At 38.7% G+C, this 12767-nt stretch carries 14 protein-coding genes; 8 read left to right on the top strand and 6 right to left on the bottom strand.

What is annotated here, in order from left to right:
• Positions 1–47 precede the first annotated feature (47 nt).
• Positions 48–647: a hypothetical protein gene (locus tag DBR40_RS25450; RefSeq protein WP_124562546.1), complete on the top strand. Its 600-nt coding sequence runs from the start codon at positions 48–50 to the stop codon at positions 645–647.
• A 78-nt stretch (positions 648–725) separates the two neighbouring features.
• Here DBR40_RS25450 and DBR40_RS25445 read toward each other — a convergent pair whose 3' ends face one another.
• Together DBR40_RS25445 and DBR40_RS25440 are read right to left on the bottom strand one after the other, a co-directional pair.
• The gene (locus DBR40_RS25445; protein WP_124562545.1) at positions 726–2366 is read right to left on the bottom strand and encodes an NAD+ synthase; all 1641 of its coding nucleotides are present in this window, start codon (positions 2364–2366) and stop codon (positions 726–728) included.
• Between the two features lie 71 nt (positions 2367–2437).
• Complete coding sequence (locus DBR40_RS25440; RefSeq protein ID WP_124562544.1) at positions 2438–3112, bottom strand: porin family protein; 675 nt, start codon at positions 3110–3112, stop codon at positions 2438–2440.
• 30 nt (positions 3113–3142) lie between these two features.
• On the opposite strand from DBR40_RS25440, the gene gldB reads away from it, so the two are divergent.
• From gldB to DBR40_RS25420, 4 genes are all read left to right on the top strand, one after another.
• Positions 3143–4177: a gliding motility lipoprotein GldB gene (gene gldB, locus DBR40_RS25435; RefSeq protein WP_124562543.1), complete on the top strand. Its 1035-nt coding sequence runs from the start codon at positions 3143–3145 to the stop codon at positions 4175–4177.
• A gap of 72 nt (positions 4178–4249) precedes the next feature.
• Positions 4250–5020, top strand: coding sequence for a patatin-like phospholipase family protein (locus DBR40_RS25430; protein ID WP_039473207.1), 771 nt, complete (start codon positions 4250–4252; stop codon positions 5018–5020).
• Between the two features lie 308 nt (positions 5021–5328).
• Positions 5329–6123: a M12 family metallopeptidase gene (locus tag DBR40_RS25425; protein WP_124562542.1), complete on the top strand. Its 795-nt coding sequence runs from the start codon at positions 5329–5331 to the stop codon at positions 6121–6123.
• Positions 6124–6196: 73 nt separating this feature from the next.
• Positions 6197–7111, top strand: a complete 915-nt coding sequence (locus DBR40_RS25420; RefSeq protein WP_124562541.1) for an outer membrane beta-barrel protein — start codon at positions 6197–6199, stop codon at positions 7109–7111.
• Here the strand turns inward: DBR40_RS25420 and DBR40_RS25415 are convergent.
• The 4 genes from DBR40_RS25415 to DBR40_RS25400 all read right to left on the bottom strand — a co-directional run bounded on the left by DBR40_RS25415 (position 7108) and on the right by DBR40_RS25400 (position 10948).
• Positions 7108–7824, bottom strand: a complete 717-nt coding sequence (locus DBR40_RS25415) for a 2-phosphosulfolactate phosphatase (RefSeq protein ID WP_124562540.1) — start codon at positions 7822–7824, stop codon at positions 7108–7110. The genes DBR40_RS25420 and DBR40_RS25415 overlap by 4 nt on opposite strands.
• Positions 7825–7908: 84 nt before the next feature.
• Complete coding sequence (gene gcvT, locus DBR40_RS25410) at positions 7909–8988, bottom strand: glycine cleavage system aminomethyltransferase GcvT (protein WP_124562539.1); 1080 nt, start codon at positions 8986–8988, stop codon at positions 7909–7911.
• Positions 8989–9115: 127 nt separating this feature from the next.
• Positions 9116–10318, bottom strand: coding sequence for a glycosyltransferase family 4 protein (locus DBR40_RS25405; RefSeq protein WP_124562538.1), 1203 nt, complete (start codon positions 10316–10318; stop codon positions 9116–9118).
• 21 nt (positions 10319–10339) lie between these two features.
• Complete coding sequence (locus DBR40_RS25400) at positions 10340–10948, bottom strand: ribonuclease HII (protein ID WP_124562537.1); 609 nt, start codon at positions 10946–10948, stop codon at positions 10340–10342.
• Between the two features lie 78 nt (positions 10949–11026).
• On the opposite strand from DBR40_RS25400, the gene DBR40_RS25395 reads away from it, so the two are divergent.
• The 3 genes from DBR40_RS25395 to DBR40_RS25385 all read left to right on the top strand — a co-directional run bounded on the left by DBR40_RS25395 (position 11027) and on the right by DBR40_RS25385 (position 12722).
• Positions 11027–11368 carry a TfoX/Sxy family protein gene (locus tag DBR40_RS25395; RefSeq protein WP_124562536.1) on the top strand — a complete coding sequence of 114 codons (342 nt, stop codon included), beginning with the start codon at positions 11027–11029 and terminating at the stop codon, positions 11366–11368.
• Positions 11369–11455: 87 nt separating this feature from the next.
• A complete protein-coding gene (locus DBR40_RS25390; RefSeq protein ID WP_124562535.1) occupies positions 11456–12094 on the top strand; it encodes a hypothetical protein in 639 nt (212 codons plus the stop codon).
• Between the two features lie 97 nt (positions 12095–12191).
• On the top strand, positions 12192–12722 hold the full coding sequence (locus DBR40_RS25385) for a DUF4251 domain-containing protein (RefSeq protein WP_124562534.1): 531 nt from the start codon (positions 12192–12194) through the stop codon (positions 12720–12722).
• Positions 12723–12767 lie beyond the last annotated feature (45 nt).

Raw genomic sequence — 12767 nt, 5'->3', positions numbered from 1 at the left:
CTTAGTCCTTAGCTAAAAATATATAACTTAGTATAAACGCAAACTCAATGAACAGACCATTCTTATTTCTTGGCATCATATTATTCTTAAGCAGCTGCATCAGCAGAAAAAAAGAATTGGTAATTAGCGCCCCTACTGTCAGCTCCCCTGACTTAAGCCTTAATACTGCTTCGGAAGCAGAACTTTTTCATATTGCCTGTTTTAATAAAGATACTGCCCTTGTAAAGACCGCTGTAGTAAAAATAACTAACCAAGCTAACCTATTTCATGTTGCGTGCTTTAACGATGAGGCAACAATAAGAAAAATTGCAGTAGATAGGTTGAGCGACGAATCGAACCTTTTTCATATTGCTTCATTTGATGAAGATGCCGCTGTAAGGAAATTAGCAGTAAGCAAAATGAGCAACCAAAGTAAGCTTTTCCACATCGCTTCGTTCGATGATGATGTTGCAACCAGAAAAATAGCCATTAATAAATTAAATGATCAAGCCAACCTGTTCCATATTGCGTCGTTTGACAAGGATACTGCAAGCAGAAAACTGGCTGTGAGCAAAATAAATGATAAGCAGCGCCTAAACCACATCATTGCCTTTGAAAAAGATAATGAAATCAGGGAGCTGGCGTTAAATCAACTTCAGCACAATTAAACAGGTTATTTATTCAGCAATCGAACAATTGAATATTCCAACAATTTAACAAATTCAAACCTTCCAACGCCTTACAGCCTAAGCCATATATTTCCCTACAATAGGCATCCTTCTGCCCATACCAAAAGCCTTAGGCGATACCCTTAAAATCGGTGGTGTTTGGTAGCGTTTAAATTCGGCAATGTTAACCATTTTTAATATCCGTTGTACCAGTGCAGCATCAAATCCCTGTGCAACAATGGCTTTCGATCCCTGTTTCTTTTCGATGTGCTGATAAAGGATTTTATCCAGGATTTCGTATTCAGGTAGCGAATCAGAATCTTTTTGATCGGGCCTTAGTTCTGCTGAAGGTGGCTTAACTATCGTATTCAACGGAATAATTTCGCTTTCCTTATTGATGTATCTGGCCAGCTCAAAAACCTGCATTTTATATACATCGCCTATCACCCCTATTGCACCACACATATCGCCGTACAAAGTACCATAACCTACAGCGCACTCGCTTTTATTAGAGGTATTGAGTAATATATAGCCAAACTTATTGCTCATGGCCATATTAATAATCCCACGGATACGTGCCTGGATATTTTCCTCTGCCAAGTTAAATGGCAAGCCCTTAAATGCCGATGCCATTATCTGATCAAAAGCTTCTGCAACTTCCTTAATCGGGATAATTTCGTGCATGCACCCAATGTTATTTACCAGGTCTAATGCATCCTGTACCGAATGATCAGAAGAGAATTTGGAAGGCATTAAAACAGCCATTACATTTTCGGCACCTAGCGCCCGGCAAGCCAGAGCACATACTACTGCTGAATCGATCCCACCTGATAAGCCAAGCACAGCCTTACTAAAACCCGATTTCCGGAAATAATCCTTAATTCCTAAAATTAGCGCATCATGAATCTGCTCAATATCGCTTAATCTTTCGGCCTGAGGATATTTATTGCGCACATGCTCAACCTCATCGAGATCAAAAACCTGCAGATCTTCTTCAAAATACTTCATCTCGGCTTTCATGGTTCCATCGGCATCAAAAACCAGCGAACCTCCATCAAAAATAATTTCAGTTTGGGCACCAACCTGGTTCACATAAAACACAGGTAAGTGGTATTTTTTTGCATTATCAGATAGTACTTTTATACGTTCGTCGTCGTGAGTGTACGAAAAAGGAGAAGCCGCAATGTTGATCATTAAATCAGGTTTTTCTTTAATCAGTTCATCCATTGGGTTAGAAACATATAACGGGTTATCGTTGATGTTCCACAGATCTTCGCAAATGGTGAGCGCAATTTTTTTACCTTTAAAATCAATGCAGCCAAATTGCGTAGCAGGCTCAAAATATCGGTACTCATCAAATACATCATAAGTAGGTAAAAGGGCTTTTCTTACTACACCTTTTACTTGCCCACCTTCTATAAAATAAGCTGCATTAAACAAATCCTTACCCTGAAGTACTTCATTTTTTATCGGCAAGCCAACAATACAGGCAATATCAGTACAATGCTTCGCTATTTCCTGCACTGCATTTTCGCAAAGCATAATAAACTCGTCAAACTCTAAAAAATCCCTTGGCGGATAACCACAAATCGCCAATTCAGCAAAAACAACCAGATCGGCACCTTTATCTTTGGCCAGTTGGATATGTTCGGTTATTTTTTGGGTGTTGGCCTCAAAGTTTCCGATGTGGTAATTGAGTTGGGCTAAAGCGATTTTCATAAAGGGATCGGGGTTAAAGCGTGGTTTGTAGCGAGATTTAGTAGCAAGTATTAAGATTGAAGTATTAAGGATTAGAAGAATACACCAAAATTAAGCGCCAGATAATGGTTTTTAACATTTCGGCTGCCATCTGTTGCGATATTGGTAAAACCATTGTTAAAAGTTAAACCGGCTAAAATGCTGGTGTTACCCGAAACATCAAATTCGCCTCCACCACCAATAATTAAACCGGCTCTATAAAATTTTCTCCAGTCAGAAATATTCTGGTTATCACCAACCTGGGTTCCGTTCCTTACAGCATCTTGCTTTGCACTGATATTAAATCCATTTGATAAACCAAACTGGCCAAACCAACGCTTACCATCGGTTTTAAGGGTTTTAAGTTTTACTGTAAGTGGTACTTCAATGTATTGAAATTTATATTTTAAGTCGTAGGCCACGGGATTAGATGAACTACTGGTTCCATTATAGGGCATTACATTTACTTCGGTACTTTTACCGTTTATGCTGGTAATGGTTAAAGCCGTAGAAAAACTGTAATTCGGAGCGAAATTAAAATCTCCTATTAAACCGTAAGAGAACCCTAAGGCCACCCCATTCGTTTTTCCCTGTTCTGGTTTAATCCATCCAACGGTTGGTGTAGCAGTTAGGCCCAACCTGAAACCGTAACTGGTTAAGGTAGAATTTTGCGCCCAGGCGCCAAAACTTAAAAGTGATAAAATTAAAATGGTCAATATTCTTTTCATGCTATAGGTGTTTATATATATTTGTTCTACATGATGTATAACGTAAAACATAGGCAAATTTATCTAATTTTTCTTTTTGCCATTGCATTTATTTCCTGTAAGCAAAGCAACAGGCCCGATGTTAGCAATATTGCCGTAGATATTAAAATAGAACGATTTGATAAAGAGCTATTTGCAGGAAAAAGCAAAAACGCTGTTGAGGTAAACCAGGCGCTAAGTACAAAGTATGGTATATTTTATGACGATTTTCTGCATAAGATCCTTGATACTAAATTTGCAAATACAGAATCATTGTCTACACTTTACCACGATCAGGCCTATACCGATTTAACCAAAGAAGTAGATAGTGTTTTTCCAAATTTAAAAGCACAGGAAGCTGGTTTAAACGAAACTTTTAAATACATCAAATACTATTACCCTAAAGCCAAAATCCCCAAATTTATTGCTTTTTCCTCGGGCTTTGCTTACCAAATGCCGGTTGGCGATAACTATCTGGGTATTGGCCTTGATATGTTTTTGGGCAAGGATAGCAAATTTTACAAAGCCATTGTTCAAAGTGTTCCCCTATATCTTTCACGCAGGTTTACACCAGCCTATATTGTGCCACGCGTAGCCGAAACCTATGCCCACGAAGAACTTTTTGCAGAACCTGATGGAAATAAATCACTGTTATCAAAAATGGTTTTTCAGGGGAAAATACTTTATTTTCTTGATCAGGTATTGCCCGAACAGCTGCCAGACTCGGTTAAAATTGGCTATACAACACAACAATTAGATTGGGCACAGCATTTTGAAGGCGATATTTGGGCCTACTTTTTAGAACGCAACTTTCTGTTCGAAACTGATTACCAAAAAATACAGGTCTTTTTATCAGAAGGCCCTTTTACACCTGGTTTAGGCGAAAATAGAGATTCGGCACCAAAATTGGGAGTATGGATTGGATGGCAGATGGTAAAAAAATATATGAAAGAAAATCCTGATGTAACCCTACAACAGCTCATGGCCGAACAGGATGCACAGAAAATTTTAAATAAGTCGAAATACAAACCAAAACAACAGAATTAGTTGCAATTATCAATTTACAGTAAGCCGCCCAAAAACAATTAAGCATTAAAGTAATTATCCTAAATTAAACCTATGAAAGTTGGCATTGTATTATCGGGTGGAGGCATTAGAGGAATAGCACATTTAGGCGTTTTAAAAGCTTTCAGCAATTTAGGTATTACCTTTAGTCACATTAGCGGAACGAGTGCCGGAGCAATAGCCGGAGCATTTTTTGCCGCTGGAATAGATCCTGAAGAGGGACTTAATATTTTCCTAAAAACAAAATTATGGCGTTTTGTACGCCCCGCTGTAGGTTCGCTCGGCCTAATTAATATCGAAAATACCTCACTAATTTTAAAAGAATACTTCCCTGAAGATACTATTGAGAAGCTAAAAATTCCGTTAACCATAGCTGCCGTAAACTTTAGCGAAGGCCGGCTGGTGTATTTTACCAAAGGGCCATTAATCAGGGCCATCCATGCATCGAGCTGCATACCCGGTATTTTTAAGCCAATTATGATTGATGGACAGATGTATGTAGATGGCGGAATTTTAAACAATTTCCCGGTCGAGCCTTTAATGGAAGACTGCGATTTTATTATTGGATCGTCTTGCAACCACCTAAAACCTGTTGATAAAATTACGGGCATTACCAACTTAATGGGGCGTGCGGGCATCATGTCTATTAACCACGACATGGAAAGAAAAGCAAAGTTCTGTAATGTACTTATCGAACCTAAAGGTTTGGGTGCCATTAGTACCTTCGACATGAAACGAGCCGAAGATATTTACTGGCTGGCACACGAAGAAGCTTTGATTACCATTAAAAACAGTCCTACTATTTCTGAGCTCATCACAAAATAAACGAGAGCGACGCTTCTATAAAGTAATATTAAAACTACAATAAAGAATATTTTAAGTAAATTTTTATATAGTGTAACAACTACACATATGAAATAAAAATATTACATTTATTTTGGTGGTTATATAATATTATTTTACTTTAGGATTATACTTTGCAAAATGCAGGGTATTTAACCTAAACGTCTACCTATGTTTTTCACCTTAATTATGCTTCAGCAGAAGCGTAGGATTCCTGTGTTTACAATTTTCTAACTTGATTTTCCAGTCATAAACACAGATCATTAACTTTTACCTAAAAAACCTAAAACATGAAATTTCTAAAATTAAATAAGGCACTCCTAATTGCCTTAGGACTAACTGTATCTTTATATTCTTGTAAAAAAGAAAAACCTACCGAAAACGCAAACCTAGATCAGCCCGAAACCTTAAGCGTAAACCCGCTTGGCGATATCAAAATCTGTACTGAAAGATCGTTGGATGGCACGACTCCAAGAGGCGCCGTATTAAAATCGACAAAATGGACTGCGGGCACTACAATTAAAGTGAGTTTAAACGGAAGCACTGCAGCCATTAGAGCTAAAGTAATACAGTATGCCAGAGAATGGGAAAAATACGCCAACATTAAATTCAACTTTGTAACCAACGATAACACTGCTAAAATCAGGGTAAGTTTTGTAAGTGGTGATGGCTCATGGTCTTACATCGGAAAATCGACTCCAAGTACTGGCGCAACCATGAATTTTGGTTGGCTTACTGCATCAACAGCCGATTCTGAATATAGCCGTGTGGTAATTCATGAGTTTGGCCATGCTTTAGGTATGATACACGAACACCAGCATCCATTGGTATCTATTCCGTGGGATAAACCAGCTGTTTATGCCTATTATGCCGCTGCACCGAATTATTGGAGTCAGGCTGACGTAGACAACAACCTGTTTGCCAAATACAGCACCACACAAACCAATTACAGTGCGTATGATAAATATTCAATCATGCACTATTCGGTTCCGAATGAGTTAACCATTGGCGATTTTGAAGTGGGATGGAATACCGTACTATCTGCTACCGATAAATCATTTATTGCTTCAGTATATCCTTTTTAAAATAAATAAATTTACACATGGTGGTTTAGTAAACCACTATGTGTATTTTGTTGCTTAAAACCGAAATCAGAATATGCAGCTTATTTTCCCGCGTAACATTAACCGATTATTAGCTTGTTTAACCTTACTACTCTTTTGTAAAACTGCATTAGCACAAAATACACCAAACAAATGGGAAATTAAACCTTCCATTGGTATTCAGCAAGCTAAATCAGATTGGTCTATTGCCGGAAATGCTTCGGGCACAAGTCCCAACATTTTATCAGAACTGGTGTGGAAAAACCTAAAAGGACCAAACTTTGGATTTGACGTTAAATATCATATTACCAACCGGTTAAGCATTAAAGCTGGTAGCCAGTATAGCAATATCGCCAAAGGGGAAGTAGAAGATACCGATTATGCAGATGACAATCGGCAAAATGCTTTTTACTTCGATCTGCTCGACGCCAATAAGGGTTATTTGTTCAATACCAGTTTACAGCTAAGTTATCAACTGTTAAATTTAGATCGGTTTGCAATTAATCCCATCATCGGATTATCTTACAATCAACAAAAATTCCATTTATTAGAAAGTGCCAGCAACATCAATAGCGCAGGATTAAATTCTACTTATCAAACCAGGTACAAGGGTTTCGATTTTGGCCTTGAGGGAACTTTTAAGGCCAAATCATTCCGTGTAACTGCGGGTATTTTGGGTGGTTTTTATACGTATTCGGCAAAGGCGAACTGGAACTTAATTCCCGATTTTCAAAAACCAGTTAGTTTTACGCATGCCGCAAATTCTTTTGCTCTTAATGGAAATATTAATCTAGCCGTTCCGCTAAACAAAACGCTGCAGATTGAACTTGATTATAAAATTAACAACATCAATACTTATAGCGGAGTAGACAGAGCTTATTTTAATAACAAGCAAGCAGAAGAAACACAATTTAACGGAGCCAATTTCAGAGCAAATACAATTGCCCTGGGGTTGAATTTTAGCTTTTAGTATTTTAAAGCTACCAAACTTTCACCTTGCAAAACGGGGATGGCCTTACAAATATTTAATTGCAGACAAAACACCACATCTTCTTCTATATTAAGTTGGGCCAAACGATGGCTGTGCGATGATTTATGTAAGTAAGTTCGTAAATCATCTTTAGCCAGCAGGTACAAATCTTCTGCCGCAACGCTCGAATCATCGAAATGCTCAAAACTCTTACGAAGCTGATTTACAACAGCACCGGCAAATAAGGTGTCCTCCAGGTTAAACTGATCTTTCCAACCTGCGCACAACAACAATACATTTTTATCCTGGCTTTTTAAATAAGCACAAAGTGTATTTAAATTAAGAAATGAGCCAATAACCACTTGGAAAGCTCTTTTTTGAGCCAGGTGTAAAGCTTTTGTACCATTGGTTGTGGTTAAAACAACCGTTTTTCCGCCCACTTTTTCGGGTGTATAAGAAAAAGGTGAATTCCCGAAATCGTAACCTGCCACAACTTCACCGTTTCTTTCGGCAGCCAATAAAAATCCACTATCGCTGTATTTTAAGCAATCTTCTACATGAGCTACCGGAATAATAGCTTCTGCGCCGTTATCTATCCCATAAGTAATAGATGATGTAGCCCTTAAAATATCAATAACTACCACAATACTTTGCTCAATATCGTATAAATCGATCAAAGCGGGTGTTAAGCAAACTTCTATTTTTTTTGACATTTGACGAAATTGGGGTATCAAGATTGGAGATATGAGATCTTGATGGTCAAACCATCTAAAATCTCATATCCATAATCTCAAATCTTATTTATAAAAAGGGAATTTAACCACTTTTGCTTTAATAGGTGTATTGCGGATGTTGATGAAAACCTCAGTTCCTTCTTTAGCAAAATCTTTGGCTACGTAGCCCATTCCGATTGCTTTTTGCAACGAAGGTGCCTGTGTACCCGAAGTTACCCTGCCAATTACATTTCCTTCAGCATCAGCAATTTCATAATCGTGACGCGGAATACCACGGTCGATCATTTCAAAACCTACCAGTTTTTTCTGGATTCCGGCTTCTTTCTGGGCTTGTAAAGCTTCAGAATTGGTAAATGGTTTCGAAAATTTGGTAATCCAGCCTAATCCAGCTTCAATTGGCGAAGTAGTATCGTCGATATCATTTCCGTATAAACAGAAACCCATTTCTAAACGCAGTGTATCACGTGCCCCCAAACCAATTGGTTTAATATTCTGTGTTTTTCCAGCTTCAAAAATAGCATCCCAAATCTGGTCGGCATATTGATTTTCGAAATAAATCTCAAAACCACCCGCACCAGTGTAACCTGTTGCCGAAATTACTACATTTTCAATACCGGCAAAAGTACCTTTAACAAAGGTGTAATATTCCATCGAGGCCAAATCTACATCCGTTAAGCTTTGTAAAGCATCAGCAGCTTTAGGTCCCTGAATGGCTAAAAGAGAAGTCTGGTCAGATATATTGTGCATTTCTACACCATTGGTATTAAACTGCTCAATCCAGTTCCAGTCTTTCTCAATATTCGATGCATTTACAACCAGCATGTAGGTTTTCTCATCTATGCGGTACACCAATAAATCATCAACAATACCACCATCTTTATTAGGCAGGCAAGAGTACTGTACTTTACCATCGTGTAATTTCGAAGCGTCGTTACTGGTTACACGTTGAATAAGGTCTAATGCATTTTCACCTTTTAAAATAAACTCACCCATGTGGCTAACATCGAAAACACCAACTCCATTACGAACAGTTGCATGTTCTGCGTTTATACCTTCGTAAGTAACTGGCATATTATAGCCAGCAAATGGAACCATTTTAGCGCCTAAAGCGATGTGTTTTTCTGTTAATGCGGTATTTTTCATGCTAATTTTTTAGTTGCGGCAAAAGTACTAAGAAAATGACAATGTTTAAGGCTAAAATTGAGGAGAATTTAGCTGTTTTTTGAAGATTTATGAACGCATTTAGCTGCCACTGCTGTCTGGTTTTCTACTAAATACCAATCAGTTCTTCGTAAATCTTTAACATTTTTGAAGATATTAAATGCACGCCGTGGTCGTTCTCTACCGTTTTCCTGGCATTTTCACCGATTTCCATCCAGCGTTTTGGGTTAATAATGCATTGTAGTATAGAACGGTAAAACTCATCGGCCGAATCTGCAATTAAAATATCGTGACCATGACGGCAGTTTATGCCTTCGGCAGCAGTAGCGGTGGCAATAATGCATTTTTTCATGGCCATGCCCTCAATAATTTTTACCCGCATACCGGTGCCCGAAATTAAAGGCACAATCATAATCGCCTTCGAATTCATAAATTCTATTGCATCGAAAACTTCGCCTTCAACAATCAGGTTTTCAGAATCATATTCAAAAAAATGTTTCTGCATGTTTTTGCCCGCAATGTAAAAGCGCAGGTCTTTATTGAGTTTTTCAATATCCGGCCAAATATCGTCTAAAAACCATTCTAAACCTTCCTGGTTTGGCCGCCAGTCCATAGCCCCTAAATGGAAAAGTGTAGGAAAACTGGTTTTACTTTTATCTACCTTATATTTTTCCAGATCGATGGCCACCGGAAAAACAGACATGGGCACTTCGCAGCCAAACCGCAAGATGCTTTGCCTGTCGGGCTCGCTAATGGCAAAAATCTGGTGGAAACGGTTAATCTGATCAGTTTCATAAGCTTTTAACCGCTGAGCCAGAAAAGCAAGGTATTTACGCCGGATGAGGAACTTTTCGGAGTGTGAAAGACGTTCCCACATCGTAAATTCGATATTATGGGCACGGTAAATCAGCTTGGCGTTGCTGTTGGCCTTAACCACATCTAAATAAGGTACAACGAAAAGACCTTCAAACTGGATAATGTCAAATGCATTTTCCCGCAGCAGGCTTTCCAGCTGTCGGGCTGCATCTTCATTATAATATCTGGAAACGTTGTAAGATTCGTTGGTGAAAATATTAAAAAAGGCCGACCAAATGTTTACTTCGGTATCCAGATCGCAGGTGTGGTATTTAATCTGCTCAAAAATCGGGTCGTAAATATCTTCAATATCAACGCGGGCTTTACTGGGGTTAAGACTAAACAAAGTAATATCTGCACCAAGTTGCAGCAGGCCTTTTATGGTATTGTAAACCACAATTGGATAACCACTATTTGGCGGAAAGGGAACCCGCTTAGTAATTAACAGAATCTTCACGTGCTGTGAAAATACGAAATTTTAGGCGTTTTTTGAAAACAGCTCGAGCTGAGGCTCACTTACATTAAAAGTTTTGCGGTGAAAGGGCGACAATCCTATTTCCAAAACCGCTTTTCGGTGTGCAATGGTTGGATAGCCTTTATTTTTCTGCCAGTTGTAATGCGGATAATCGACATGCAGGTTGGTCATATATTCATCGCGGTGTGTTTTAGCCAGAATAGAGGCCGCAGCAATATTTAAATATTTTCCGTCGCCTTTTACAATACAGCTGTGTGGAATGTTTGGGTATGTTTTAAATCTGTTTCCATCAATAACCAGGTAACCTGGCTGTGCTTTTAGCTTTTCGATAGCACGGTGCATGGCCAAAAAAGAAGCATTGAGGATATTAATCCGGTCTATTTCTTCATGGTCGCATGAGGCTACTGCCCAGGCCAAAGCTTCTTTTTCGATAATTGGCCTTAGCAAATCGCGCTGCCCGTGCGATAACTGCTTCGAATCGTTTAAACCTTCCAAAACAAAACCCTTGGGCAAAATAACTGCGGCAGCAAATACAGGCCCAGCCAAACAACCTCTTCCAGCTTCATCACATCCAGCTTCTAATAATTCTTCTTGGTAGCAGTTTAATAACATTTTGTAAAAATAATAAATATCCTTTGCCAAAGGAATGCTAAAAGATTAAATTGTTATGGTAAATAATATGAGTAATTAATGAGAACTTACGACGAAACCTTAGCCCTGCGTATAGCCGAGCGCTTGCAACACTTAACCGATGTAGAAGAGAAAGAGATGTTTAGCGGTTTAGTTTTTATGGTTAATGGCAAAATGTGTCTGGGGATTTCCAAAAGCAACATGATGGTACGCCTTGATCCAAATACTTTTGATAGCCTGGCCGATAAAGATGGCTGGGAGCAAATGGCAATGGGTGGCCGTCCCATGAAGGGTTACATCCTGGTATCGGCCGATGTTTTAAACCGGAATGATGAACTCGATTACTGGATTAACCTCGCACTGGATTTTAATCCATTTGCTAAAGCATCGAAGAAGAAATAGGCCGAAAAGCCCCTTATGTTTTACCGCAAGGCAAAAAGTAGCAAGAGCCATATTTTTTGATTAATTTTATGCTTCTAATCAAATATTATGAAAAAATGTGCTGCAATAGCGGTATTTCTGCTATCCATTTCATTTGCCGTTTTTGCACAAGTACAAAGAACTGCCACTCAAACCTCATCTGCTATAAAAGAAGCTGTGCCGCAGCAATTAAAAACTGCTGCTCCCGAAGGGCACTACTGCGATTATTGCAAACTCAACTACCCAGAGTCACATTTCCCATGCATCATGAAATCGATCAAAGGCAAACTTAATGTTACCACAGGTGAAGTTAGTTTTGTTGCAGGTCAGCCCATTGGCGGTATTGTGGTAAAAGGAGGTAAAAAATCGGGCGATAATACCATTAACCTCACCACGAACGAAAAAGGAGAAATCCAATTCAATAATACCACTACCGGCGATTATAAATTTGTTATTTCCGTACCTGCAAGTAATCCAAAATCGAGGGTAGCTGGTTCGCCTATTGGTGGCATTATTGTTAAAGGTGGCAAAAACCCAGGCGGTAGCTTAATTACACTGATTACGGATGAAAACGGAACAATTGAATTAAACAACCTGGCGCCTGGAAGCTATAAATTCACTGCGCTTGGTGCATCAGAGGGTGAAAAGAATAACCCACTTTATAAATCGAACAATTCTGTGGGCGTAAACCCACTATATAAGAACTAAATTCGTTAAATTTACTAAGCATTTCATTCTTGGCACCATTATGGAATATTCCGCATTGGCGCATCTTTAAATTGTTAAACATTTAAAAACACACATTATGAAACGTTTAAATTTAATATTGAGCCTGGCATTTATTTCTTTTGCCACTCAGTTATTTGCCCAAACAAACAAAGAAACCACCACCCGGATCGTAGGCAATAAGAATTATATATTTGTAGCCAATACAGCTATCCCAATGGCGAATAACGACATCAATAAAGTACTGATGATGATGCCTGGTGGACAAGGCGGTTCGAGTATTAACCTTTCGGGTTCGCAATACGATGTTAGGGTAACTAAAGATAGTATTGTGGCTTACCTACCCTATTACGGCAGAGCATTCTCAGCACCTATGGACCCAACGCAGGGCGGAATTAAATTTACTTCGAAAGATTTTAGTTATACCGAAACCAAAAACAAAAGAGGAGCCTATACCATCCAGATTAACACTAAGGATGTAAGCAAAGAAAATTACCGGTTTACCATTAATATTTCTACCAATGGTTATGCCTCTTTAACAGCAACGAGTGTAAACAAGCAACCCATTCTTTTTAATGGCTATTTAGACGAGCCCAAGAAAAAAGATTAAAAACAAAAGGCCGGATTAATGAAACTAGACTGACCCCAAAAAGTT

The sequence above is a fragment of the Pedobacter sp. KBW01 genome, assembly GCF_003852395.1.
Lineage (GTDB): Bacteria > Bacteroidota > Bacteroidia > Sphingobacteriales > Sphingobacteriaceae > Pedobacter.
This window is presented reverse-complemented; position numbering and strand designations above follow the sequence as displayed.